Consider the following 23,176-nt stretch of genomic DNA (forward strand, 5'->3'; position numbering starts at 1 on the left):
CAACGAACCGCGAGATCACTGATAGGGACGGAAGCGCGTGGACCTGTTCGAGTACCAGGCGAGGGACCTCTTCGCCGCCGGGGCGTTCGGAGTACAGCCCGCGGTTTAGCGCTTGCTGTACTGCGGAGCCTTGCGGGCCTTCTTCAGACCGGCCTTCTTGCGCTCGACCGCACGGTCGTCGCGGCGCAGGAAGCCCGCCTTCTTCAGCGCACCGCGGTTGTTGTCGACGTCGGCCTCGTTCAGCGCACGGGCGACACCGAGACGGAGCGCACCGGCCTGGCCGGAGACGCCGCCACCGGCGATACGGGCGATGACGTCGTAGCGCCCCTCGAGCTCGAGCACCTTGAAGGGCTCGTTGACTTCCTGCTGGTGCACCTTGTTGGGGAAGTAGTCCTCAAGGGTGCGACCGTTGATCTTCCACTTGCCGGTGCCCGGAACGATCCGGACACGGGCGATGGCGTTCTTGCGACGGCCCAGGCCGGCGGCCGGCTGGGGCTCGCCGAAGCGGGACGCCATCGACTCCGAGGTGTACTCACCCTCGACGGGGACCTCGGACTCGGTGGTGTAGCTGTCGATGTCAAGCTCTTCGAGCGGCTGCTCGGCAGTGGTCTCGGCCACGATTCTCCTCAGATTCTCTTCAGTCTTAGGGGGTGGCCGGACTTACTGCGCGACCTGGGTGATCTCGAACGGAACCGGCTGCTGGGCAGCGTGGGGGTGGTTCTCGCCGCGGTAGACCTTCAGCTTGGAGAGCATCTGACGGCCCAGGGTGTTCTTGGGAAGCATGCCCTTGACGGCCTTCTCGATCGCCTTCTCGGGGTTCTTGTCGAGCAGCTCGTCGTAACGGACGGAGCGCAGACCACCCGGGTAGCCGGAGTGGCGGTACGCCATCTTCTGCGTCCGCTTGTTGCCGGAGAGGTGCACCTTGTCGGCGTTGATGATGATGACGAAGTCACCGGTGTCGACGTGGGGAGCGTAGATCGGCTTGTGCTTGCCCCGCAGAAGGGACGCGGCGGTGGTGGCGAGACGACCCAGGACGATGTCCTGAGCGTCGATGACGTGCCACTGGCGCGTCACATCGCCGGGCTTGGGGCTGTACGTACGCACGGTTCGTAGCCTTCGCTTCGAGTGAATGGTCCTGAACAGGTCACCGAAACGATCACGACAGCCCTGACCGCACAGCGGTGACGCAAACCGCGTGCTGGTCGCTGGTCATCGGCCCGGTGGACCGGTGTAAGGGCCCGTCCCGTGAGAATGAGCAAGCCAATACACAACGAAGAAGCAGGATACCTGTGGCGCGTCCACCCGGTCAAAACGGGTGCACCACGAGCACGGCATCCAGCTTTCCTGCCCAGTTTAAGGCCTCGCCACCCGCCATTTTTCAGGACCGCATCCGCTCGCACCGCACGGTGACGGCCGCCGCACAGAAGGTGAGCGCCCGCCGCGCCCGCCGGCGCACCCGCACCGAGCAGCAACGCGGCACGACCAGCAGCAGAAGGTCGTACGACGGCCCCGGCACCCGGGTCCCCGAGAGCACCAGACCCACGGCGATATCCACGAGCACCCCCCACAGGCCGCCCGCGACCCTTCGTACCAACCACCCGGAGATGCCGTATTTGCCCGTGCTCATGGAGCGAACGCTAGGGCTTTTAGGGCTCGTTGAGACGGACCAGCACACCCCTCGGCCCGTCTAAACTGCGCCCCATGAGCTATGGGCAGGGGGGACCCCAGTCCCAGTGGGATCCCTGGAAACCGCAATCGCAGCAGCCCTGGAACAGCGGCAGCGACCAGACACCGGACTGGGCCGCACTCGCCGAGGCGTCCGAGTCGCGCCACAAGCGGCGCCGGCTGCTGTTCATCGGCGGCGGCGCGCTCGCGACCGTGGCGGTGGGCGCCGCCGTCGCGGTGGCCGTCGTGTCCGCGAACGGCAACAACCAGGCGTCGAACAACCAGACCTCCCAGTTGCCCGCGACCGCGGACATCCCCAGCGAGTCCGGCGCGCCGGCGCCGTCCTTCGCACCGACCAGCGCGCCGCCGCCGCTGGACCCGAAGGACTTCATCTCCAGCAAGACCAAGGACACCGCCCCGCTCAGCGTGGCCGGTCTCTTCCCCGGCACCCAGCTGACCATGGGCGAGACCGTCTACAAGAAGGGGCCGACGGCCGACACCAAGAACTGCGCCACGGCCGCCGCGGGAAGCCTCCCGGAGGTGCTCAAGGCCAACGACTGCACCCGGCTGCTGCGCGTCACCTACACCAAGGACGGCATGGCTGTGACGGTGGGCGTGGCTGTCTTCGACACCGAGGCCCAGGCCGCCAAGGCCAAGAAGCAGGCCGACAGCAAGAGCATCGTGAAGTCGCTGTCCGGCGGCGGCGTCAAGGCGTTCTGCAACGCCGCGGTCTGCCGCTCCACGACCAACTCCCACGGCCGCTACGCCTACTTCACCATCGCCGGCTTCACCAACGGCAACGACGTGACCCCCAAGGACACGGCGGTCTTCTCCACCGGCGACGACCTGGCCGAGTTCACCTTCCGCCAGATCCGCAGGCGGGGCGAGGCCCAGGCCTCGGCGGCGGCGAACGAGTAGGCGCCGCCGGGCGGCGCCAGCTCAGCAGCAGCCCGCGGCCGGCAGCGACCGCTTGTTGCGCGCCTCCTTGTTGCGCGCGGCCAGCTGGTCGTCCGCCGGGTAGCCGACCTCCTCCAGCGTCAGCCCGTGCGGCCGTACGACATGCACCGCCGAGTCCCGCACGCCGGCGGCGAGCACCTTCCCCGGCCAGTCCGCGGGGCGGTGCCCGTCCCCCACGAACAGCAGCGCGCCTATCAGCGAGCGCACCATGTTGTGGCAGAAGGCGTCGGCCCGCACGGTCGCGGTGATGATCCCGTCGTCACCGCGCACCAGGCTCAGCTCCTGCAGGGTGCGGATGGTCGTGGCCCCCTCCCGCTTCTTGCAGTAGGCGGCGAAGTCGTGCTCCCCCAGCAGCGCCCGGGCCGCCTCGTTCATCGCGTCGACGTCAAGCGGCCAGTCGTGCCACAGGACGTGGCCCCGCAGCAGCGGGTCCACGCCGCCGGGATTGTCGGTGACGCGGTAGGCGTAACGGCGCCAGACGGCCGAGAAACGGGCGTTGAAGCCGGCCGGGGCCTCCCGCAGGGCCCACACCCGCACGTCCTTCGGCAGCCGCCCGGCGAGCCGCTTGAGCAGCTTCTCCTTCTGCTCCGCCCACACCTCCCGGGGCAGATCGACGTGCGCCACCTGGCCTCGCGCGTGGACCCCGGCGTCGGTCCGGCCGGCCACGGTCAGCTCGTACGTCGTGTGCCGCGACCGCGTCACGGTCCGTAGCGCGTCCTCGATCTCCCCCTGCACGGTCCGCTTCCCACCGGCCTGCTTGGCCCAGCCGTGGAACTCGCCGCCGTCGTACGACAGGTCGAGGCGGATACGCACATGGCCGGGCTGTACTTCGTCACTCACCCCTGGATCCTCTCACCCGCACGAAAGCGGGCCCGCCCCGAAGGACGGACCCGCTTCACGCAAGGCGGCTGCCTCAGGCGTCCTTGGACTCCTCGTCCTTGGACTCCTCGGCCGGAGCCTCGACGGCCTCGTCGGACTTGGCCTCGGCGGCCTCGTCCTTCTTGAGGGCGTCTTCCTTGACCGCACGCTTGGTGGCGGCCTCGGCCTCACCAGTGGCCTGCTGCGCGACCGTCAGCGCCTCGACCAGCTCGATGACAGCCATGGGCGCGTTGTCGCCACGGCGGTTACCGATCTTGGTGATACGGGTGTAGCCACCCGGACGGTTCTCGTAGCGCGGGCCGATCTCGGTGAAGAGCGTGTGGACGATGCTCTTGTCCGTGATCACCTGGAGCACCTGACGGCGGTTGTGAAGGTCGCCCTTCTTCGCCTTGGTGACCAGACGCTCGGCGTACGGACGCAGCTTGCGCGCCTTCGCCTCGGTGGTGGTGATACGACCGTGCTCGAAGAGCGCCTTCGCGAGGTTCGCGAGAAGCAGCTTCTCGTGCGCGGCACTGCCGCCCATACGGGCACCCTTGGTGGGCTTCGGCATTTTCCATCTCCTGTGTCTCTGCCCCGGCCGTATCAGGTACCGAGGTCAGTATCCGAGCAGGCGGTCGCCTGTCGGAGATCCGAAGCGTTCTACGACTCCGGAAGAGCCGCGCCCCGTGAGGGGCGCGGCAGCCGAGTCAGTACTGCTCGGTCTCCACGAAACCGGCGTCGGCGTCGTCATCGGCACCGAACGCGTCCGCGGCGGCGGTGGGGTCGAATCCGGGCGGGCTGTCCTTCAGGGCCAGGCCCATGCCGGCCAGCTTCGCCTTGACCTCGTCGATCGACTTCGCACCGAAGTTGCGGATGTCGAGCAGGTCGGCCTCGGAACGCGCCACGAGCTCACCCACGGAGTGGATGCCCTCGCGCTTGAGGCAGTTGTACGACCGAACGGTGAGCTCCAGCTCCTCGATCGGCAGCGCCAGATCGGCGGCGAGCGCGGCGTCCGTCGGCGACGGACCCATGTCGATGCCCTCGGCGTCGATGTTCAGCTCACGCGCGAGACCGAACAGCTCGACCAGCGTCTTACCGGCGGACGCCATGGCGTCGCGCGGCCGCATGGCCTGCTTGGTCTCGACGTCGACGATCAGCTTGTCGAAGTCGGTGCGCTGCTCGACACGCGTGGCCTCGACCTTGTACGTGACCTTCAGCACGGGCGAGTAGATGGAGTCGACCGGGATACGGCCGATCTCCTGGCCCACCTGCTTGTTCTGCACGGCGGAGACGTAACCGCGGCCGCGCTCGACCGTCAGCTCCATCTCCAGCTTGCCCTTGCCGTTGAGCGTGGCGAGGACGAGGTCGGGGTTGTGCACCTCGACACCGGCCGGCGGCGCGATGTCGGCGGCGGTGACCAGACCCGGGCCCTGCTTGCGCAGGTACATCACGACCGGCTCGTCGTGCTCCGAGGAGACGACCAGCTGCTTGATGTTGAGGATCAGGTCGGTGACGTCCTCCTTGACGCCCGGCACGGTGGTGAACTCGTGCAGCACGCCGTCGATACGGATGGACGTGACCGCCGCACCCGGGATCGAGGACAGGAGGGTCCGGCGGAGGGAGTTGCCGAGGGTGTAGCCGAAGCCCGGCTCCAGCGGCTCGATCACGAACCGGGAGCGGAACTCGTCGACGACCTCTTCGGTCAACGAGGGACGCTGAGCAATCAGCATGTTGCGTTCCTTCTGTCAGGGGCGCCCGCTATTTGACGCCCTGAGCCACCGGGCGGCAGCCCGATGTCGATTCCTTACAAGGGTACGGGCGATACGACCCGAAGGAGTCGTACCGCCCGAAAACCTCAGACCAAGCGGCCTGTGTCGAAGATCAGACGCGGCGGCGCTTGGGCGGACGGCAGCCGTTGTGCGGAGTCGGGGTGACGTCCTGGATGGAGCCGACCTCGAGACCGGTCGCCTGGAGCGAACGGATGGCGGTCTCACGACCGGAACCCGGGCCCTTGACGAACACGTCGACCTTGCGCATGCCGTGCTCCTGGGCGCGGCGGGCAGCCGACTCGGCGGCCATCTGCGCGGCGAACGGCGTGGACTTCCGGGAGCCCTTGAAGCCGACGTGGCCGGCGGAGGCCCAGGAGATCACGTTGCCGGACGGGTCCGTGATGGAGACGATCGTGTTGTTGAACGTGCTCTTGATGTGCGCGTGGCCGTGAGCGACGTTCTTCTTTTCCTTGCGGCGCACCTTCTTGGCAGCGCCCTGACGTCCCTTGGGGGGCATCTCTTACTCCTACGGGAGGTGGTCGGTCCTACAGCGAAGACCGCTGGACGGCGAGTCCGCTGCGGACTACTTCTTGCCCGGCTTCTTCTTGCCGGCGATGGCGCGACGCGGGCCCTTGCGGGTGCGGGCGTTGGTGCTGGTGCGCTGACCGCGGACCGGCAGGCCGCGGCGGTGACGCAGACCCTGGTAGCAGCCGATCTCGACCTTGCGGCGGATGTCGGCCTGGATCTCGCGACGGAGGTCACCCTCGGTCTTGATGTTGTTGTCGACGTACTCGCGGATCGCGACGAGCTGCTCTTCGCTCAGGTCGCGGACGCGGGTGTTCGGGTCGATGCCCGTGGCGGCCAGCGTCGCCTGCGAGAGGGTCCGGCCGATGCCGAACACGTAGGTGAGGGCGACCTCCACGCGCTTTTCGCGCGGGATGTCGACACCGGAAACGCGTGCCATTCAATGGCTCCTGGTGATCTTCGGAGGTCTTCCACAGGACCGGTTCCCAGTCGCCGTATGAGGTACGAACTGGGTCCCCGGCCTCCGACCGGGGGTGTCAAGCCATGGCGCGGCTCGGGCCCTGCGTATGAACATATTCAGCTCGCGTCGCGCGAATCTCTGCGAAAGCGGTGCAGAGGGAAAGGTCCTGCGGTCAGCCCTGGCGCTGCTTGTGGCGCGGGTTGTCGCAGATGACCATGACCCGGCCGTGACGGCGGATCACCCTGCACTTGTCGCAGATCTTCTTGACGCTCGGCTTGACCTTCATGGGGTGAGGTTCTCCGGGTCAGTTGCCGACGGCCCCGCGTCGGAGACAGGGGGCGAGGGCAAGATCTACTTGTAGCGGTAGACGATCCGGCCACGCGTGAGGTCGTACGGAGACAACTCCACCACGACCCGGTCGTCAGGGAGGATGCGGATGTAGTGCATACGCATCTTGCCGCTGATGTGTGCCAGGACCTGGTGGCCGTTCTGGAGCTCGACCTTGAACATGGCGTTCGGCAGAGACTCGACGACAGTGCCCTCGATCTCGATGGCACCTTGCTTCTTGGCCACGCTTCGCCCTTCGGAATCGACTACCTTGATCGACCCCTGGACTTTTCCCTTACGGGCGCATGCAGACATGCGGGTGCACAGGAGCCGACGAGTCAGTCTACGTCAGCGCACCCGGAAAGACGAATCGAGGCAGTCTGCCCCAAGCCCATGATCATTAAGCGACCGGATCCGGCGCCGCCGTGATCCCGTACTCCGCGAGCTTCGCCTTGCCCCCGTCGGGGGCCGTCAGGACCAGCGGGCCCTGTTCGGTCAGGGCGATGGAGTGTTCCCAGTGGGAGGACCAGGTGCCGTCGGTCGTGATGACCGTCCAGTCGTCCTTGAGGACCTCGGTCCTCGGAGTGCCCAGCGACACCATCGGCTCGATGGCCAGGCAGAAGCCGGGGACCAGCTTCGCACCCTTGCCCCGGCGCCGGTCGACGTAGTTCAGCAGGTGCGGGTCCATGTGCATCTCGGTGCCGATGCCGTGGCCGCCGTAGTCCTCGATGATCCCGTAACGGCCGCCGCCGGACTTCGGCTGCCGGCGGATGTACGTCTCGATGGCCCGGGAGATGTCGACGAGCCGGTTGCCCAGCTTCATGGCCGCGATGCCGGCCCACATCGACTCCTCGGTCACCCGCGACAGCTCGATCAGCTCCGGGGCGTGACCGGAGCCCACGAAGGCCGTGTACGCGGCGTCGCCGTGCCAGCCGTCGACGATCGCACCGCAGTCGATCGAGATCATGTCGCCGTCCTTGAGGACGACGTCCTCGGACGGGATGCCGTGCACGACGACCTCGTTCACCGAGGTGCAGATGGTCGCGGGGAAGCCGCCGTACCCCAGGAAGTTCGACTTGGCACCGTGCTCCGCCAGCACCTTGCGCGCCACCTCGTCCAGATCCTTCGTACTGGCCCCGGGCACCGCCGCCGCACGCGTGGCCGCGTGAATGGCGGCGACGACCAACCCGGCCTCACGCATCTTGGCGATCTGCTCGGGACTCTTGATCTGCACCATGAAGACGACGGCCTTTCTGGACCGGGAAGGGACGGACTGCTTCCACGATACGGGGCGACCACGGCCGCCCACCCCACGCAGCGGCCGCGGTCCCCTCAGGGGGAACCGCGGCCGCCGACCACGTACGACGAACGACTACTGACCGTCGCCCTCGCGCTTGAGCGCCTCCAGGGCGCGGCCCGTGACCTCGTCGACCGCGCCCATCGCGGAGATGGTCACTACCAGGCCCTGCGCCTTGTAGTAGTCGATGATCGGCTCGGTCTGCGTGTGGTAGACCTCGAGCCGCTTGCGCACGGTCTCCTCGGTGTCGTCGTCCCGCTGGTACAGCTCGCCGCCGCAGACGTCGCAGACGCCCTCCTGCTTCGGCGCGCTGTACGTCACGTGGAAGACGTGCGCGGAGTCCTTCCGGCAGATACGCCGCCCGGCGATCCGCTTGACGACCTCCGCCTCGGGCGCCTCCAGGTCCAGCACGGCGTCCAGGGTGATGCCCTCGTTCTGGAGCAGCTCGTCCAGCGCCTCGGCCTGCGAGACGTTCCGGGGGAAACCGTCCAGCAGGAAGCCGTTCTCGGCGTCCGGCTGCTCCATGCGGTCCTTCGCCATGGCGATGGTGACCTCGTCCGGGACCAGGTTGCCGGCGTCCATGTAGGACTTCGCCAGCTTGCCGAGCTCCGTCTGCCGACTGATGTTGGCGCGGAACAGGTCGCCCGTGGAGATGTGCGGGATCGACAGCTTCTCGGCAAGGCGAGTGGCCTGCGTACCCTTACCGGCACCCGGCGGGCCGACGAGGACGATTCGCATCAGCGGAGGAACCCTTCGTAATTGCGCTGCTGGAGCTGGCTCTCGATCTGCTTCACCGTCTCGAGACCGACACCCACGATGATCAGGATGCTGGTACCACCGAACGGGAAGTTCTGGTTTGCCCCGAAACCAACCAACGCCATCGTCGGCACGAGAGCGATCAGACCCAGATACAGCGAACCCGGCCAGGTGATCCGGTTGAGTACGTAACTCAGGTACTCAGCGGTCGGTCGGCCAGCCCGGATGCCCGGGATGAAGCCACCATACTTCTTCATGTTGTCGGCGACTTCCTCGGGGTTGAAGGAGATCGCCACGTAGAAGAACGCGAAGAAAACAATGAGCAAGAAGTACAGAGTGATGTAAATCGGATGGTCTCCCTGGACCAGGTGACCCTCGATCCAGCTCTTCCATCCGGAGTTACCGCTGGAGAACTGCGCGATCAGCGCCGGGATGTAGAGCAGCGACGAGGCGAAGATGACGGGAATCACACCCGCCTGGTTCACCTTGAGCGGGATGTACGTGGACGTACCGCCGTAGGCACGGCGACCGATCATGCGCTTTGCGTACTGCACCGGGATCCGGCGCTGGGCCTGCTCGACGAAGACCACCAGGCCGACCATGAACAGGCCGACGAGGATGACCGTGCCGAACTCGATCCAGCCGTCGGCCAGCGTGCCCTGCTGCTTGATGGCCCACAGGGCGGACGGGAAGGTGGCGGCGATCGAGATGAACATCAGGATCGACATGCCGTTGCCGATGCCGCGGTCGGTGATGAGCTCGCCGAGCCACATCACCACGGCCGTGCCGGCGGTCATGACGATCACCATGGTGACGGTGACGAAGATCGACTGGTCGGGGACGATCTGCCCGGCGACCGGGCAGCCCTGGAACAGGGCGCCGCTGCGGGCGGTGGCGACGAGGCCGGTGCCCTGCAGGATGGCGAGCGCCACGGTCAGGTAGCGGGTGTACTGCGTGATCTTCGCCGTACCCGCCTGGCCCTCCTTCTTGAGGGCTTCGAGGCGGGGAATCACCACCGTCAGGAGTTGCAGGATGATGCTCGCGGTGATGTAGGGCATGATGCCGAGCGCGAAGATCGTGATCTGCAGCAGGGCGCCGCCGCTGAACATGTTGACCAGACCGAACAGACCCTGGTTGCCCTTGGCTACGTCGATACAGGTCTGGACGTTCTGGTAGTCGACGCCCGGAATCGGGATGTGTGTACCGACTCGGTACACCACGATGATGCCGAGCGTGAAGAGCAGCTTCTTGCGCAGGTCGGGCGTCTTGAACGCCCGGGCGAACGCGGTGAGCACGGTGCCTCCTGCGACCCCCGCGCGTCTGCGTCAAGGGTGACGGTCTTGAGGTTCCAATAGAACAACGACATGGATAACGGTCAACTGCCGCTCAAAGTGCCCGACGTGCGACAGCTGTGAAAGTTGGCAGTGCAGGCCACCTTACCCGCGGGACTGCCACCCTTGGAACGACCAACCGGGGATACCCCATTTGTGGGGTATCCCCGGTCGGGATCGCTCAAGTCATCGAGGCGCCTGTTGCGTTCAGACGAGCTCGGTGACGGTACCGCCGGCGGCGGTGATCTTCTCCTTGGCGGAGCCGGAGACGGCGTCGACCGTCACCTGCAGCGCCACGGAGATCTCGCCCTGGCCGAGGACCTTGACGAGGCTGTTCTTGCGAACGGCACCCTTGGCCACCAGACCCTCGACGGTGACCTCGCCACCCTCGGGGTAGAGCGCGGCCAGCTTGTCGAGGTTCACGACCTGGAACTCGGTCTTGAACGGGTTCTTGAAGCCCTTCAGCTTCGGAAGACGCATGTGGAGGGGCATCTGGCCACCCTCGAAGCGCTCCGGAACCTGGTAACGAGCCTTCGTACCCTTGGTACCACGACCGGCCGTCTTACCCTTCGACGCCTCACCACGACCCACACGGGTCTTGGCGGTCTTGGCGCCCGGGGCGGGACGGAGGTTGTGGATCTTGAGCGGGTTGTTCTCCGCCATGATCAGTCGACCTCCTCGACCGTCACGAGGTGGCGGACGGTGTGCACCATGCCGCGGAACTCGGGGCGGTCCTCCTTGACGACCTGCGTGTTGATGCCCTTGAGACCAAGGGAACGCAGGGTGTCACGGTGGTTCTGCTTGCTGCCGATGTAGGACTTGACCTGCGTAATCTTGAGCTGCGCCATGATTACGCACCCGCCCCGGCACGCGCACGGAGAAGAGCCGCGGGGGCGACGTCCTCGAGCGGCAGACCACGGCGCGCCGCGATCTCCTCGGGACGCTGCAGGCCCTTCAGGGCCTCCACGGTCGCGTGCACGATGTTGATCGCGTTGTCGGAGCCGAGCGACTTCGACAGCACGTCGTGGATACCGGCGCACTCCAGCACGGCACGCACGGGACCACCGGCGATAACACCGGTACCCGGCGACGCCGGCTTCAGGAGCACGACACCGGCAGCCTTCTCACCCTGGATCGGGTGCGGGATGGTGCCCTGGATCCGGGGGACCTTGAAGAAGTGCTTCTTGGCCTCCTCAACACCCTTGGCGATGGCGGCCGGCACCTCCTTGGCCTTGCCGTAACCGACACCCACGGTGCCGTCACCGTCGCCCACCACGACCAGCGCGGTGAAGCTGAAGCGACGACCACCCTTCACAACCTTGGCGACGCGGTTGATCGCGACGACGCGCTCAACGTACGCGGTCTTCTCGGCGGCAGCTGCGCCGCCGTCACGGCCCTTCCGGTCCCGCCGCTCGCCGCCACCGGCACCGCCACCGCGGCGCTGGGGTCCAGCCATTGGAATTACCTCTCTCTGTCTCCGCTAGCTACGGAACCGACTCAGAACTTGAGTCCGGCTTCGCGGGCGGCGTCCGCCAGGGCAGCGATGCGCCCGGCGTACTGGTTGCCACCACGGTCGAATACGACGGCCTCGACGCCCGCGGCCTTGGCGCGCTCGGCGACCAGGGCGCCGACCTGCTTGGCCTGTGCGGACTTGTCGCCCTCGCCACCGCGCACCGAGGTGTCCAGGGTGGACGCCGACGCCAGGGTGTGACCCTTGATGTCGTCGATCACCTGGGCCACGATGTGGCGGTTGGAGCGGGTAACGACCAGACGAGGACGCTCCGCCGTACCGGCGATCCGCTTGCGGATCCGGATGTGACGGCGCTTGATCGCGGCGCGCTTGTAGGCGTCGCCCTTGAGGATCTTCTGTCCGTATGCCATGGCTTACTTACCCGCCTTTCCGACCTTGCGGCGGATGACTTCGCCCTCGTACTTGACGCCCTTGGCCTTGTACGGGTCGGGCTTGCGCAGCTTGCGGATGTTGGCCGCAACCTCGCCGACCTTCTGCTTGTCGATGCCCTCGACCGAGAAACGGGTCGGGTTCTCCACCTTGAAGGAGATGCCCTCGGGGGCCTCGACCACGATCGGGTGGCTGTAGCCGAGCGCGAACTCAAGGTTCGAGCCCTTGGCGGTCACGCGGTAACCGACACCACTGATCTCGAGCTTCTTCACGTAACCCTGGGTCACGCCGGTGATCATGTTCGCCACCAGCGTGCGGGACAGGCCGTGGAGGGCCTTGTTCTGACGCTCGTCGTTCGGGCGGGTGACGTTCAGAACGCCGTCCTCACCCTTGACGATCTCGATCGGTGCCACGACGGTGTGGGTCAGCTCGCCCTTGGGGCCCTTGACCTTGACCGTACGGCCGTCGATGGTGACGTCCACGCCGGCGGGAACCGCGATGGGGAGCTTGCCGATGCGCGACATAGCTGTTTCCTCCGTTCCCTTCCGTTACCAGACGTAGGCGAGAACTTCTCCGCCTACGCCCTTCTTGCCGGCCTGCTTGTCGGTGAGAAGCCCGTGCGACGTGGAGATGATCGCCACGCCGAGGCCGCCGAGCACCTTCGGCAGGTTGGTGGACTTCGCGTACACCCGGAGACCGGGCTTGGAGATCCGCTTGATGCCCGCGATGGAGCGCTCACGGTTGGGGCCGAACTTCAGCTCCAGGACGAGGTTCTTGCCGACTTCGGCGTCCTCGACCTTCCAGCCCGTGATGAAGCCCTCCTGCTGGAGGATCTCCGCGATGTGCGACTTGATCTTCGAGTGCGGCATCGCCACTGTGTCGTGGTACGCCGAGTTCGCGTTCCGCAGACGCGTAAGCATGTCTGCGATCGGATCAGTCATGGTCATGAATTGGCCTTCGGCCTCTCTCGCCGGGGTTTCCTGGTGCGCCATCCCTCTCCCCGATCCGAGACGGGACGGGTGCGGCGCGGTGGACCTACGGCGTAGTAAGTCGTACGGGCGGCAGACGCCCAACCCCGCAAGCCTAAGGCATACGGAGAAGGGCTCCTGCCGACCCAGATGCTTACCGAGAGCTTCAGGAATCCCCTTTTACAGGGATTACCAGGAGCTCTTGGTCACGCCCGGCAGCTCGCCACGGTGAGCCATCTCACGAAGGCACACGCGGCACAGGCCGAACTTGCGGTACACGGAGTGCGGGCGGCCGCAGCGCTGGCAGCGGGTGTAGCCACGCACACCGAACTTGGGCTTGCGAGCAGCCTTAGCGATCAGAGCCTTCTTCGCCATCTCGCTCACGCCTCCTTGAACGGGAAGCCGAGGTGACGAAGGAGCGCACGGCCCTCAGCGTCGTTGGTCGCCGTGGTGACCACGGTGATGTCCATACCCCGGACGCGGTCGATCTTGTCCTGGTCGATCTCGTGGAACATGACCTGCTCCGTGAGACCGAAGGTGTAGTTGCCACGGCCGTCGAACTGCTTGGGGGACAGGCCGCGGAAGTCGCGGATGCGCGGCAGCGCGAGCGACAGGGTGCGGTCCAGGAACTCCCACATGCGGTCGCCACGGAGTGTGACGTGGGCACCGATCGGCTGTCCCTCACGCAGCTTGAACTGCGCGATGGACTTGCGGGCCTTGGTGACGGCCGGCTTCTGACCGGTGATCGTGGTGAGGTCGCGGATGGCGCCCTCGATCAGCTTGGAGTCGCGGGCGGCGTCGCCCACACCCATGTTGACCACGATCTTGACGAGGCCGGGGATCTGCATGACGTTCTCGTAGGAGAACTCCTCACGCAGCTTGCCCGCGATCTCCTCGCGGTACTTCGTCTTCAGACGCGGAGTGGTGGTGGTAGCCATCAGATGTCCTCACCCGTCCGCTTGGCAACGCGGATCTTGTTGCCTTCGTCGTCGAAGCGGTAACCGACACGGGTCACGACCTTGTTGCCGTCCTTCTCCACGACGAGCGCCACGTTGCTCACGTGAATGGGGGCTTCGGTGGTGATGATGCCGCCGGCCTGCGAACCGCGAGCCGTGGGACCGGCCTTGGTGTGCTTCTTGACCCGGTTGACACCCTCGACCAGGACGCGCTCGTCGCGCGGGTAAGCGGCAATGACCTTGCCCTGCTTGCCCTTGTCCTTGCCGGTGATGACCTGGACCAGGTCGCCCTTCTTGATCTTCATGCTTACAGCACCTCCGGCGCGAGCGAGATGATCTTCATGAACTTCTTCTCGCGCAGCTCACGGCCGACGGGGCCGAAGATACGGGTGCCGCGAGGGTCGCCGTCGTTCTTCAGAATGACGGCGGCGTTCTCGTCGAAGCGGATGTACGAGCCGTCCGGACGGCGGCGCTCCTTGACGGTGCGAACGATGACCGCCTTGACGACGTCACCCTTCTTCACGTTGCCACCGGGGATCGCGTCCTTGACGGTGGCGACGATGACGTCACCGATACCCGCGTAGCGGCGACCGGAGCCACCGAGCACACGGATGCAAAGGATCTCCTTCGCACCAGTGTTGTCGGCGACACGCAGTCGCGACTCCTGCTGGATCACGTCTATCTCCTGGTTGTCTGCCGGTTCCCGGGGCGGCTGCGCAATGCACACACCCGCCCCGAGCCTGGCGGAACGATGCCTAGGGGGTCCCCCTAGGAGGGATTACTTGGCCTTCTCGAGGATCTCGACGATGCGCCAGCGCTTCGTCGCGGACAGCGGCCGGGTCTCCATGAGGAGGACACGGTCGCCGACGCCCGCGGCGTTCTGCTCGTCGTGCGCCTTGAGCTTGTTCGTACGGCGGATGACCTTGCCGTACAGCGCGTGCTTGACGCGGTCCTCGACAGCGACGACGACGGTCTTGTCCATCTTGTCGCTGACGACAAGACCCTCACGGGTCTTGCGGAAGCCGCGTGCCTCGGTGTTCTCAGTCACGTTGTTCTCGCTCATCAGGCGTTCTCCACCGTCTCGATGCCGAGCTCACGCTCACGCATGAGGGTGTAGATCCGGGCGATGTCCTTGCGGACCGCCTTGAGACGGCCATGGTTCTCGAGCTGGCCGGTCGCCGCCTGGAAGCGGAGATTGAACAGCTCTTCCTTGGCCTCGCGGAGCTTCGCCAGAAGCTCCTCGTTGCCCAGCTCGCGCAGCTCGGACGCCTTGGTACCGGCCGACATCACGCTTCACCTGCCTCGCGCTTGACGATCCGGCACTTCATCGGCAGCTTGTGGGCCGCACGAGTCAGCGCCTCACGGGCGATCTTCTCGTTGGGGTAAGACAGCTCGAACATGACCCGACCCGGGTGCACGTTCGCGACCCACCACTCCGGAGAACCCTTACCGGAACCCATGCGGGTCTCGGCGGGCTTCTTGGTGAGGGGGCGGTCCGGGTAGATGTTGATCCAGACCTTGCCGCCACGCTTGATGTGGCGGGTCATCGCGATACGAGCCGCCTCGATCTGGCGGTTGGTCACGTACGCCGGAGTCATGGCCTGGATGCCGTACTCGCCGAACGCAACCGTCGTACCACCCTTGGCCATACCGCGGCGCTTCGGGTGGTGCTGCTTGCGGTGCTTGACCCTACGGGGGATCAGCATTTCGGTCAGGCCTCCGTTCCGGTGCTCTCAGCCGGAGCGGCAGCCGCGGGGGCCTCGGCCTTGGGGGCCTCGGCACCAGCAGCCTGCTGCGGCTTGCGACCGCGCCCGCCACGCTCGCCGCCACGGCCACCACGGGCCGGGCGGTCGGCGCCGCCACCGCGAGCCGGGCGGTTACCCGCACGGGCGGCAGCGTTCTCGGCACGGACCTCGGCGATGTTCTTGACGTCGCCCTTGTAGATCCAGACCTTCACACCGATGCGGCCGAAGGTCGTCTTGGCCTCGAAGAAGCCGTAGTCCACGTTCGCGCGGAGCGTGTGCAGGGGCACACGGCCCTCGCGGTAGAACTCCGAGCGGGACATCTCGGCGCCGCCGAGGCGGCCACCGCACTGGATCTTGATGCCCTTGGCGCCGGCCTTCATGGCGGACTGCATGCTCTTACGCATGGCCCGACGGAAGGAGACGCGGGAGGAGAGCTGCTCGGCGACGGCCTGGGCGACCAGCTGAGCATCGGTCTCGGGGTTCTTGACCTCGAGGATGTTCAGCTGGACCTGCTTGCCGGTCAGCTTCTCCAGGTCGCCGCGGATGCGGTCGGCCTCGGCGCCGCGGCGGCCGATGACGATGCCCGGGCGAGCGGTGTGGATGTCGACGCGGACGCGGTCACGGGTGCGCTCGATCTCAACCTTCGAGATACCGGCGCGCTCCATGCCGGACGTCATCATCCGGCGGATGGCGACGTCTTCCTTGACGTAGTCCTTGTACAGCTTGTCGGCGTACCACCGGGACTTGAAGTCCGTGGTGACACCGAGGCGGAACCCATGCGGGTTAACCTTCTGGCCCATTACCGGGTTCCTTCCTTGCTGCTGACGACCACGGTGATGTGGCTGGTCCGCTTGCGGATCCGGTAGGCGCGGCCCTGGGCACGCGGCCGGAACCGCTTCAGGGTCGGGCCCTCGTCGACGTACGCCTCGGAAATGAAGAGGCTGTCGGCGTCGGTGTGGTCGTAGTTGTGCGCGGCGTTGGCAATGGCGCTGTCGAGCACCTTGCCGACCGGTACGGAGGCAGCCTGCGGAGCGAATCGCAGGACCGCCTGGGCCTCCGTGGCATCCATGCCACGGATGAGGTCCACCACACGGCGGGCCTTCATGGGCGTGACGCGGATGTACCGCGCCTGGGCCCTGGCTTCCATGGTTGTCCCTTTCAGGTTTCTTTGTCTGAATGCGATCCGCGTTAGCGGCGCTTCGACTTCCGGTCGTCCTTGACGTGGCCCCGGAAGGTGCGCGTCGGCGAGAACTCGCCGAGCTTGTGGCCGACCATCGACTCGGTGACGAACACCGGGATGTGGGTCTTGCCGTTGTGCACCGCGAGCGTGTGGCCGAGCATGGCCGGCACGATCATCGAGCGACGGGACCAGGTCTTGATGACGTTCTTGGTGCCGGCTTCGTTCTGGGCGTCCACCTTCTTCAGCAGGTGGTCGTCGACGAAGGGCCCCTTCTTCAAGCTACGAGGCATCTCAACCCGTCCTTAGCGCTTCTTGTTCGTCTTGCGGCGGCGGACGATGTACTTGTTCGACGCCTTCTTGGGCGAACGAGTACGGCCTTCCTTCTTGCCCCACGGGGACACCGGGTGGCGTCCACCGGAGGTACGTCCCTCACCACCACCGTGCGGGTGGTCGACCGGGTTCATGACCACACCACGCACGGTCGGGCGAACGCCCAGCCAGCGCTTACGGCCCGCCTTACCCCAGTTGATGTTCGACTGCTCGGCGTTGCCGACCTCGCCGACGGTGGCGCGGCAGCGCACGTCGACCAGGCGGATCTCTCCGGACGGCATGCGGAGGTGGGCCATCGAGCCCTCCTTCGCGAGCAGCTGCACGGAGGCACCGGCGGAGCGGGCGAACTTGGCACCGCCACCGGGACGGAGCTCGATCGCGTGGATCGTGGTACCGACCGGGATGTTGCGGAGGGCCAGGTTGTTGCCCGGCTTGATGTCGGCCCCGGGACCGTTCTCGACGCGGTCACCCTGCTGCAGGTTGCGCGGGGCGAGAATGTAGCGCTTCTCGCCGTCGGCGTAGTGCAGCAGCGCGATACGCGCGGTGCGGTTGGGGTCGTACTCGATGTGCGCGACCTTCGCCGGCACGCCGTCCTTGTCGTGACGACGGAAGTCGATCACTCGGTAGGCGCGCTTGTGTCCGCCACCCTGGTGGCGAACGGTCACACGACCGGCGTTGTTACGGCCGCCCTTGCTGTGCAGCGGGCGAACCAGCGACTTCTCCGGCGTGGACCGCGTGACCTCGACGAAGTCGGCGACGCTGGAGCCACGACGGCCCGGAGTCGTCGGCTTGTACTTGCGGATTCCCATTTCTCAGTCCTCGTCCGATATCGGACGATCCGGACCTCCGTCAGGAGGTCGGACCGCCGAAGATGTCGATACGGTCGCCCTCGGCGAGGGTCACGATCGCGCGCTTGGTACCCGCGCGCTGGCCGAAGCCGGTGCGGGTCCGCTTGCGCTTGCCCTGGCGGTTGATCGTGTTCACGCCGGTGACCTTGACCGAGAAGACCGCCTGGACGGCCTGCTTGATCTGGGTCTTGTTGGCGTTCGGGGCCACGATGAACGTGTACTTGCCCTCGTCGAGAAGCGCGTAGCTCTTCTCGGACACGACCGGCTTGAGCAGGACGTCACGGGGGTCCGTGAAGGCCTTGCTCGCCGGGGTGACGACGGTGTTCTTGCCCTCGGCCTCGTGGCGGCGCGCCTTGGCGACGCGCGCGGCCTTGGCGACCTTGGCCGCCTTGGAGGCGATGCTCGGGTGACGCGTAGCCATCAGGCCTCGCTCCCTTCGGTGTCGGTGGCCTTCGGGCCGGACACGAAGGACTCGAAGGCGGCCTTGGTGAAGACCACGTCGTCCGAGACGAGAACGTCGTACGTGTTCAGCTGGCCCGGCTCCAGGATGTGGACCTGGGGCAGGTTGCGGGCGGACAGCCACGCGGCCTCGTCGGCGCGGTCGACGACCAGGAGCAGGTTCTTGCGCTCCGAGATCTTGCCGAACAGCGTCCGGGCGGCCTTCGTCGACGGGTTCTCACCCTCGACGACGCCGGAGACGACGTGGATGCGGTTGTGGCGGGCCCGGTCGGTGAGGGCGTGACGCAGAGCGGCAGCCTTCATCTTCTTCGGGGTCCGCTGCGAGTAGTCACGCGGCTGCGGGCCGTGGACGACGCCACCGCCGGCGAACTGCGGCGCGCGGGTCGAACCCTGGCGGGCGCGACCGGTGCCCTTCTGGCGGTACGGCTTCCTGCCGCCACCACGGACTTCACCGCGGGTCTTGGTCTTGTGCGTGCCCTGACGGGCAGCGGCCAGCTGTGCGACGACGACCTGGTGGATCAGCGGAATGCTGACCTTCTCAACGCCGAAGATCTCCGCGGGGAGCTCGACGGAACCGGCCTTGTCGCCCGCCGGCGAAAGGATGTCAACAGTGCTCATCGGTTACCTCAGGCCCCCTTGGCCGCGGTGCGGACCAGGACGAGGCCGCCGTTCGGACCGGGAACCGCGCCCTTGATGAGCAGCAGACCCTTCTCCGCGTCAACGGCGTGGACGGTCAGGTTCTGGGTGGTGACCCGCTCGTTGCCCATGCGACCCGCCATGCGGAGGCCCTTGAACACGCGGCCCGGGGTGGCGCAGCCACCGATGGAACCGGGCGAGCGGTGCTTGCGCTGGGTGCCGTGTCCGGCGCCGAGGCCCTTGAAGTTGTGACGCTTCATGACACCGGCGAAGCCCTTGCCCTTGCTCTTGCCGGTCACGTCGACCTTGATGCCGGCCTCGAACACCTCGGCGGTGATCTCCTGGCCGAGGGTGTACTCGCTGGCGTCAGCGGTACGGATCTCGACGAGGTGGCGGCGGGGAGTGACGTCGGCCTTGGCGAAGTGGCCCTTGAGGGGCTTGTTCACCTTGCGCGGGTCGATCTCGCCGAACGCGATCTGGACGGACTCGTAGCCGTCGGCGTCGTTCGTGCGGACCTGGGTGACGACGTTGGGGCCGGCCTTGACGACGGTGACCGGAACAACACGGTTGTTCTCGTCCCACACCTGCGTCATGCCGAGCTTCTCGCCCAGGATGCCCTTGATCTGCTTAGCCATCTCTCAGATCACCGGCCTCAGAGCTTGATCTCGATGTCGACACCGGCCGGGAGGTCGAGTCGCATCAGGGAGTCAACGGTCTTGGGCGTCGGGTCGAGGATGTCGATCAGGCGCTTGTGCGTGCGCATCTCGAAGTGCTCGCGCGAGTCCTTGTACTTGTGCGGCGACTTGATGACGCAGTACACGTTCTTCTCAGTGGGCAGCGGCACCGGGCCCGCGACCGACGCACCAGTGCGGGTCACCGTCTCGACGATCTTCTTCGCCGAGGAGTCGATGACCTCGTGGTCGTAGGCCTTGAGCCGGATGCGGATCTTCTGTCCCGCCATGGCTACTTCGTAGTCCTGTCTCTCTACAGCTCTGGAACCCGGTGTTCCCGTCCTCTTCTCCGACCCACGCGGTCGGGCGTGTCGCAGTCTCGCTGACAAAGACGTCCCTTGTTCGAACATCCCTACGGGATCGCACACAGCCCTGCCGGAACCGTGAACCGGGGGCGAGAGGCCCACCGGGTGCCTGGTCGGTGCCGCACTGACACTTCCCGGAAGATTCCCGTACGTCCGCCCCACATGAGGACGACGAGTACTGTGGGACTCGCTTCCGGTCCTCCCGGCGGGAGGCGCGCAGCATCAACACTCGACCGAGCAACTCGGACAGTCTGCCATATGGGGCACTGCCGACGCCAATCGAGCCGGAGAGAATACCCCCGGGGTGACGCAGGTCAAACCCTGGCCCGGCGCACCGGAAGCCGCCCAACCCCGGGCGCGGCCCCGCTCAGTCCGGCTCCCACGCCCGCCGTCGGGGCATCGCCCGGAACACCACACCCAGTAACAGGGCCGACGCGGCGGGCACCAGCAGGAGCACCGCGGGGCGCAGCCCCTCGTGCAGGAGCCAGGCGCCCAGCAGGCCGCCCGCGAACATCGCGCCGACCGAGACGAAGCGGCGGCCCTGGGTGCGCAGGCCGGAGCCGATGCGGCGGTCGGCGGCCGGGACGAGACCGCCGAGGAGCGCGGTGAGCGGGCGCGTGGACACCGTGGTGGGCACGTCCGGGACCTGCACCCGCATGGTGGTGACGTTGCGTACGCCCATGGCCGCGGCCACCAGGGCGATCACGAGGAGATGGTGGCCGGTGACGGGTCCGCCCGGCTCGCCGGGACGGACACGCCACGCGACCAGGCCGCCGCACCCCAGGAGCAGCGCCTCGATGGTCAGGCCGGGGACGAACCAACGGCGGCCGTGGACGTCCACGTAGGCCCCGAACAGGGAGCCGGCCACCGCGCCGACCACGAAGCCGGCGAGGGAGACCCCCGCCGCGGCCGGTGAGAGCTTGGCCGCGCCGATGAGCGCGAAGGCGAGGAAGAGGATGTTGCCGGTCTGTACGGCCGTGAAGGTCGGTCCCAGCACGAGAAAGCTGACGGCCTCGATCATGCCGGTCGTCAGCGTGAGCACCACCAGGGCCGAGGTGAGCCCGACGCCCGCCTTGGGCTTCATGCGGGGGTCCGCTCCATACGGGGACCGTAAGCCGCGACCCACGCGTCCGGCCTCCGCTGCCGCGGGCCGCTAGGCCGATCAGGTTCGGTCCCGCGAAGGGCCCCGGCGCCGCCGCCCGCCGGGCCGTCACGCGGACGGCTGTCTTCCGCGGCCCGCCTGACGTGATCATGGTCGGCATGTCGATCACTTCCCGGCGCAGCCTGCTCGCCACCCTCGCCGCCTCCGCCGCCTCCGTCCCGCTGGGCGCTCTGGCCGCCGCCCCGGCGCGGGCCGCCGGACCGGTGCACGCCGTCGAGCCGTTCCCCGTGCCGTCGGGTCCGACGTCGGGCCGTTCCACGGTGACGCTGCCACCGCTGGACGCCTCCTACTTCACGCAGGTGACGCTGGGGACGCCGCTCACCGGGTGGTCAACGGCCCCACGATGTCCGACCTGGGCGGCGCGGCACTCCTCGACGGCACGGTCACGTACGCGACGAAGCTGCACACCGTCCAACGCATCTGACACGGCCGGAAGCGGGCGGCCGCACCACCTGGTCCTTCCGCGTCTCAGATGACCCCCTGCGCGACCATCGCCTCCGCCACCCGCTCGAAGCCCGCGATGTTCGCGCCCGCCACGTAGTCGCCGGGGCGGCCGTAGCGGGCGGCGGTCTCGCGGCAGGTGGTGTGGATGTCGGCCATGACGCGGGCGAGTTCCTCCTCGACGCGGACCGCCGGCCAGGCCGTACGGGACGCGTTCTGGGCCATCTCCAGGGCGCTGACCGCCACGCCGCCGGCGTTCGCCGCCTTGGCGGGGCCGAAGGCGACCCCGGACCGCTGGAACAGCTGGACCGCCTCCGGGGTCGACGGCATGTTCGCGCCCTCCGAGACGGCCTTCACGCCGTTGTGGATCAGGGCCGCGGCGTCGTTCTCGTCCAGTTCGTTCTGGGTCGCGGACGGCAGGGCGACGTCGGCCGGAACCTCCCAGACCCGGCCGCCCGGCACGAAGCGCGCCGAGGCGCCCCGGCGCTGCGCGTACGTGCCGATCCGGGCCCGCTCCACCTCCTTGACCTGCCGCAGCAGCTCCAGGTCGACACCCTTCTCGTCGACCACGTAGCCGGAGGAGTCCGAGCAGGTGATCGGGTTGGCGCCGAGAGCAGTCAGCTTCTCGATGGTGTGGACCGCCACGTTCCCGGAGCCCGACACGACCACGGACTGGCCCTCCAGGTCCTCGCCACGCTCCCGCAGCATCGCCGCAGTGAACAGGACGTTGCCGTACCCCGTCGCCTCCGGGCGGATCAGTGAGCCGCCCCAGCCCGGGCCCTTGCCGGTGAGGACGCCGGCCTCCCAGCGGTTGGTGATGCGGCGGTACTGGCCGAAGAGATAGCCGATCTCCCGGGCTCCGACGCCGATGTCACCCGCCGGCACGTCCGTGTGTGCGCCGATGTGGCGGTGCAGTTCGGTCATGAAGGACTGGCAGAACCGCATGACCTCCGCGTCGCTGCGTCCCCTCGGATCGAAGTCGCTACCGCCCTTTCCGCCGCCGATGCCGAGGCCGGTCAGCGCGTTCTTGAATACCTGCTCGAAGCCCAGGAACTTGACGATGCCGAGGTTCACCGAGGGGTGGAAGCGCAGGCCGCCCTTGTACGGGCCGAGCGCGCTGTTGAACTCCACGCGAAAGCCCCGGTTGACGTGCACCCGGCCCCGGTCGTCCTGCCACGGGACCCGGAAGATGATCTGCCGCTCCGGCTCGCACAGCCGCTCCACCAGCCCCGGCTCCGCGTACTCCGGGCGGTCCGCCAGCACCGGTGCCAGCGTGTCCAGCACCTCGGCGACGGCCTGGAGGAACTCCGGCTGCGCGGGGTTGCGGTCCTCGATCTCCGCGCGGAGGCGGTCCAGCGTGTCCGTCGTCCTGGTCTCGTCGCGTCGCTTCGTCACGGGCTCCCTTTCATCCGGTTCCTCCGGCCCGACCGCTGGTACGGCCTACCCGCCCCGCGCGTTCAGGACACGTGTCCCGCGCTTGGCGCGTCCACCCGGACCAACGGCCGGGCCGAGCCGACCGAGCACCGGGATACGCCTCAACTGGTCTGTACCAACCTCTTGCCCCCGCCCT

38 protein-coding genes are annotated in these 23,176 nt (G+C 67.3%); 2 read left to right on the forward strand and 36 right to left on the reverse strand.

What is annotated here, in order from left to right:
* Positions 1 to 105 precede the first annotated feature (105 nt).
* The 3 genes from rpsI to AB0O67_RS20070 form a co-directional block, all read right to left on the reverse strand.
* Positions 106 to 618, reverse strand: coding sequence for a 30S ribosomal protein S9 (gene rpsI, locus AB0O67_RS20060; RefSeq protein ID WP_010036632.1), 513 nt, complete (start codon positions 616 to 618; stop codon positions 106 to 108).
* A gap of 42 nt (positions 619 to 660) precedes the next feature.
* The gene (gene rplM / locus AB0O67_RS20065; protein ID WP_123974783.1) at positions 661 to 1,104 is read right to left on the reverse strand and encodes a 50S ribosomal protein L13; all 444 of its coding nucleotides are present in this window, start codon (positions 1,102 to 1,104) and stop codon (positions 661 to 663) included.
* Positions 1,105 to 1,378: 274 nt separating this feature from the next.
* Positions 1,379 to 1,627, reverse strand: coding sequence for a hypothetical protein (locus AB0O67_RS20070; RefSeq protein WP_365451843.1), 249 nt, complete (start codon positions 1,625 to 1,627; stop codon positions 1,379 to 1,381).
* Between the two features lie 74 nt (positions 1,628 to 1,701).
* Between AB0O67_RS20070 and AB0O67_RS20075 the strand changes: the two genes are divergently transcribed.
* Entirely contained in the window at positions 1,702 to 2,583 is an 882-nt protein-coding gene (locus tag AB0O67_RS20075; RefSeq protein WP_365451845.1) for a hypothetical protein, read from the forward strand.
* A gap of 21 nt (positions 2,584 to 2,604) precedes the next feature.
* On the opposite strand, the gene truA is transcribed toward AB0O67_RS20075, so the two are convergent.
* From truA to AB0O67_RS20235, 32 genes are all read right to left on the reverse strand, one after another.
* Positions 2,605 to 3,462: a tRNA pseudouridine(38-40) synthase TruA gene (gene truA, locus AB0O67_RS20080; RefSeq protein ID WP_365451847.1), complete on the reverse strand. Its 858-nt coding sequence runs from the start codon at positions 3,460 to 3,462 to the stop codon at positions 2,605 to 2,607.
* A 73-nt stretch (positions 3,463 to 3,535) separates the two neighbouring features.
* Positions 3,536 to 4,051 carry a 50S ribosomal protein L17 gene (gene rplQ, locus AB0O67_RS20085; RefSeq protein ID WP_365451849.1) on the reverse strand — a complete coding sequence of 172 codons (516 nt, stop codon included), beginning with the start codon at positions 4,049 to 4,051 and terminating at the stop codon, positions 3,536 to 3,538.
* Positions 4,052 to 4,187: 136 nt separating this feature from the next.
* On the reverse strand, positions 4,188 to 5,210 hold the full coding sequence (locus tag AB0O67_RS20090) for a DNA-directed RNA polymerase subunit alpha (RefSeq protein ID WP_003966937.1): 1,023 nt from the start codon (positions 5,208 to 5,210) through the stop codon (positions 4,188 to 4,190).
* 151 nt (positions 5,211 to 5,361) lie between these two features.
* Positions 5,362 to 5,766, reverse strand: coding sequence for a 30S ribosomal protein S11 (rpsK, locus tag AB0O67_RS20095; protein ID WP_003956432.1), 405 nt, complete (start codon positions 5,764 to 5,766; stop codon positions 5,362 to 5,364).
* A gap of 66 nt (positions 5,767 to 5,832) precedes the next feature.
* The gene (gene rpsM / locus AB0O67_RS20100; protein ID WP_365451851.1) at positions 5,833 to 6,213 is read right to left on the reverse strand and encodes a 30S ribosomal protein S13; all 381 of its coding nucleotides are present in this window, start codon (positions 6,211 to 6,213) and stop codon (positions 5,833 to 5,835) included.
* Between the two features lie 193 nt (positions 6,214 to 6,406).
* Complete coding sequence (rpmJ, locus tag AB0O67_RS20105) at positions 6,407 to 6,520, reverse strand: 50S ribosomal protein L36 (RefSeq protein WP_003974245.1); 114 nt, start codon at positions 6,518 to 6,520, stop codon at positions 6,407 to 6,409.
* A 65-nt stretch (positions 6,521 to 6,585) separates the two neighbouring features.
* Positions 6,586 to 6,807 carry a translation initiation factor IF-1 gene (gene infA, locus AB0O67_RS20110; protein WP_003948620.1) on the reverse strand — a complete coding sequence of 74 codons (222 nt, stop codon included), beginning with the start codon at positions 6,805 to 6,807 and terminating at the stop codon, positions 6,586 to 6,588.
* Between the two features lie 154 nt (positions 6,808 to 6,961).
* Positions 6,962 to 7,798 (reverse strand): type I methionyl aminopeptidase, encoded by an 837-nt coding sequence (gene map, locus AB0O67_RS20115; RefSeq protein WP_365451853.1) that lies wholly within the window; start codon positions 7,796 to 7,798, stop codon positions 6,962 to 6,964.
* 135 nt (positions 7,799 to 7,933) lie between these two features.
* Positions 7,934 to 8,596 carry an adenylate kinase gene (locus AB0O67_RS20120; RefSeq protein ID WP_365451855.1) on the reverse strand — a complete coding sequence of 221 codons (663 nt, stop codon included), beginning with the start codon at positions 8,594 to 8,596 and terminating at the stop codon, positions 7,934 to 7,936.
* The gene (secY, locus tag AB0O67_RS20125; protein WP_365451857.1) at positions 8,596 to 9,909 is read right to left on the reverse strand and encodes a preprotein translocase subunit SecY; all 1,314 of its coding nucleotides are present in this window, start codon (positions 9,907 to 9,909) and stop codon (positions 8,596 to 8,598) included. Before secY ends, AB0O67_RS20120 begins: the two co-directional genes overlap by 1 nt.
* Before the next feature lie 243 nt (positions 9,910 to 10,152).
* Positions 10,153 to 10,608 (reverse strand): 50S ribosomal protein L15, encoded by a 456-nt coding sequence (gene rplO / locus AB0O67_RS20130; RefSeq protein WP_003974249.1) that lies wholly within the window; start codon positions 10,606 to 10,608, stop codon positions 10,153 to 10,155.
* A 2-nt stretch (positions 10,609 to 10,610) separates the two neighbouring features.
* Positions 10,611 to 10,793, reverse strand: coding sequence for a 50S ribosomal protein L30 (gene rpmD / locus AB0O67_RS20135; RefSeq protein WP_003974250.1), 183 nt, complete (start codon positions 10,791 to 10,793; stop codon positions 10,611 to 10,613).
* A 2-nt stretch (positions 10,794 to 10,795) separates the two neighbouring features.
* Positions 10,796 to 11,401, reverse strand: coding sequence for a 30S ribosomal protein S5 (gene rpsE / locus AB0O67_RS20140; RefSeq protein WP_009190144.1), 606 nt, complete (start codon positions 11,399 to 11,401; stop codon positions 10,796 to 10,798).
* A 41-nt stretch (positions 11,402 to 11,442) separates the two neighbouring features.
* Positions 11,443 to 11,826: a 50S ribosomal protein L18 gene (gene rplR / locus AB0O67_RS20145; RefSeq protein WP_067018998.1), complete on the reverse strand. Its 384-nt coding sequence runs from the start codon at positions 11,824 to 11,826 to the stop codon at positions 11,443 to 11,445.
* Between the two features lie 3 nt (positions 11,827 to 11,829).
* Positions 11,830 to 12,369 carry a 50S ribosomal protein L6 gene (gene rplF / locus AB0O67_RS20150; protein WP_365451861.1) on the reverse strand — a complete coding sequence of 180 codons (540 nt, stop codon included), beginning with the start codon at positions 12,367 to 12,369 and terminating at the stop codon, positions 11,830 to 11,832.
* Positions 12,370 to 12,393: 24 nt separating this feature from the next.
* Positions 12,394 to 12,792, reverse strand: coding sequence for a 30S ribosomal protein S8 (gene rpsH / locus AB0O67_RS20155; RefSeq protein WP_015658459.1), 399 nt, complete (start codon positions 12,790 to 12,792; stop codon positions 12,394 to 12,396).
* Positions 12,793 to 13,002: 210 nt separating this feature from the next.
* Positions 13,003 to 13,188, reverse strand: coding sequence for a type Z 30S ribosomal protein S14 (locus AB0O67_RS20160; RefSeq protein WP_003948630.1), 186 nt, complete (start codon positions 13,186 to 13,188; stop codon positions 13,003 to 13,005).
* A 5-nt stretch (positions 13,189 to 13,193) separates the two neighbouring features.
* Positions 13,194 to 13,751, reverse strand: coding sequence for a 50S ribosomal protein L5 (rplE, locus tag AB0O67_RS20165; protein ID WP_030788262.1), 558 nt, complete (start codon positions 13,749 to 13,751; stop codon positions 13,194 to 13,196).
* On the reverse strand, positions 13,751 to 14,074 hold the full coding sequence (gene rplX / locus AB0O67_RS20170) for a 50S ribosomal protein L24 (protein WP_365451863.1): 324 nt from the start codon (positions 14,072 to 14,074) through the stop codon (positions 13,751 to 13,753). Before rplX ends, rplE begins: the two co-directional genes overlap by 1 nt.
* A 2-nt stretch (positions 14,075 to 14,076) precedes the next feature.
* Positions 14,077 to 14,445, reverse strand: a complete 369-nt coding sequence (rplN, locus tag AB0O67_RS20175) for a 50S ribosomal protein L14 (protein WP_003998823.1) — start codon at positions 14,443 to 14,445, stop codon at positions 14,077 to 14,079.
* 102 nt (positions 14,446 to 14,547) lie between these two features.
* On the reverse strand, positions 14,548 to 14,832 hold the full coding sequence (rpsQ, locus tag AB0O67_RS20180; protein WP_365451865.1) for a 30S ribosomal protein S17: 285 nt from the start codon (positions 14,830 to 14,832) through the stop codon (positions 14,548 to 14,550).
* Positions 14,832 to 15,056, reverse strand: coding sequence for a 50S ribosomal protein L29 (rpmC, locus tag AB0O67_RS20185; protein WP_007494763.1), 225 nt, complete (start codon positions 15,054 to 15,056; stop codon positions 14,832 to 14,834). Before rpmC ends, rpsQ begins: the two co-directional genes overlap by 1 nt.
* A complete protein-coding gene (gene rplP / locus AB0O67_RS20190; RefSeq protein WP_005313579.1) occupies positions 15,056 to 15,475 on the reverse strand; it encodes a 50S ribosomal protein L16 in 420 nt (139 codons plus the stop codon). The genes rpmC and rplP overlap by 1 nt, the downstream gene beginning before the upstream one ends.
* Positions 15,476 to 15,480: 5 nt before the next feature.
* Positions 15,481 to 16,314: a 30S ribosomal protein S3 gene (rpsC, locus tag AB0O67_RS20195; RefSeq protein ID WP_210572717.1), complete on the reverse strand. Its 834-nt coding sequence runs from the start codon at positions 16,312 to 16,314 to the stop codon at positions 15,481 to 15,483.
* A complete protein-coding gene (gene rplV / locus AB0O67_RS20200) occupies positions 16,314 to 16,661 on the reverse strand; it encodes a 50S ribosomal protein L22 (RefSeq protein WP_003974262.1) in 348 nt (115 codons plus the stop codon). The genes rpsC and rplV overlap by 1 nt, the downstream gene beginning before the upstream one ends.
* 41 nt (positions 16,662 to 16,702) lie before the next feature.
* A complete protein-coding gene (gene rpsS / locus AB0O67_RS20205; protein WP_356692142.1) occupies positions 16,703 to 16,984 on the reverse strand; it encodes a 30S ribosomal protein S19 in 282 nt (93 codons plus the stop codon).
* A 12-nt stretch (positions 16,985 to 16,996) separates the two neighbouring features.
* Positions 16,997 to 17,833 (reverse strand): 50S ribosomal protein L2, encoded by an 837-nt coding sequence (rplB, locus tag AB0O67_RS20210; RefSeq protein WP_217143312.1) that lies wholly within the window; start codon positions 17,831 to 17,833, stop codon positions 16,997 to 16,999.
* Positions 17,834 to 17,873: 40 nt separating this feature from the next.
* The gene (rplW, locus tag AB0O67_RS20215) at positions 17,874 to 18,293 is read right to left on the reverse strand and encodes a 50S ribosomal protein L23 (RefSeq protein WP_365451869.1); all 420 of its coding nucleotides are present in this window, start codon (positions 18,291 to 18,293) and stop codon (positions 17,874 to 17,876) included.
* On the reverse strand, positions 18,293 to 18,949 hold the full coding sequence (gene rplD / locus AB0O67_RS20220) for a 50S ribosomal protein L4 (protein WP_365451871.1): 657 nt from the start codon (positions 18,947 to 18,949) through the stop codon (positions 18,293 to 18,295). Before rplD ends, rplW begins: the two co-directional genes overlap by 1 nt.
* 8 nt (positions 18,950 to 18,957) lie before the next feature.
* Positions 18,958 to 19,602: a 50S ribosomal protein L3 gene (gene rplC / locus AB0O67_RS20225; protein ID WP_007384065.1), complete on the reverse strand. Its 645-nt coding sequence runs from the start codon at positions 19,600 to 19,602 to the stop codon at positions 18,958 to 18,960.
* Positions 19,603 to 19,619: 17 nt separating this feature from the next.
* The gene (rpsJ, locus tag AB0O67_RS20230) at positions 19,620 to 19,928 is read right to left on the reverse strand and encodes a 30S ribosomal protein S10 (protein ID WP_003948644.1); all 309 of its coding nucleotides are present in this window, start codon (positions 19,926 to 19,928) and stop codon (positions 19,620 to 19,622) included.
* A gap of 442 nt (positions 19,929 to 20,370) precedes the next feature.
* On the reverse strand, positions 20,371 to 21,087 hold the full coding sequence (locus AB0O67_RS20235; protein WP_365451873.1) for a YoaK family protein: 717 nt from the start codon (positions 21,085 to 21,087) through the stop codon (positions 20,371 to 20,373).
* Between the two features lie 176 nt (positions 21,088 to 21,263).
* On the opposite strand from AB0O67_RS20235, the gene AB0O67_RS20240 reads away from it, so the two are divergent.
* The gene (locus AB0O67_RS20240; protein WP_365451875.1) at positions 21,264 to 21,641 is read left to right on the forward strand and encodes a hypothetical protein; all 378 of its coding nucleotides are present in this window, start codon (positions 21,264 to 21,266) and stop codon (positions 21,639 to 21,641) included.
* Here AB0O67_RS20240 and gdhA read toward each other — a convergent pair.
* Entirely contained in the window at positions 21,634 to 23,001 is a 1,368-nt protein-coding gene (gdhA, locus tag AB0O67_RS20245; protein ID WP_365451877.1) for an NADP-specific glutamate dehydrogenase, read from the reverse strand. The genes AB0O67_RS20240 and gdhA overlap by 8 nt on opposite strands.
* Between the last annotated feature and the right edge of the window lie 175 nt (positions 23,002 to 23,176).

This window comes from Streptomyces sp. NPDC086077, assembly GCF_040686175.1.
GTDB lineage: Bacteria > Actinomycetota > Actinomycetes > Streptomycetales > Streptomycetaceae > Streptomyces.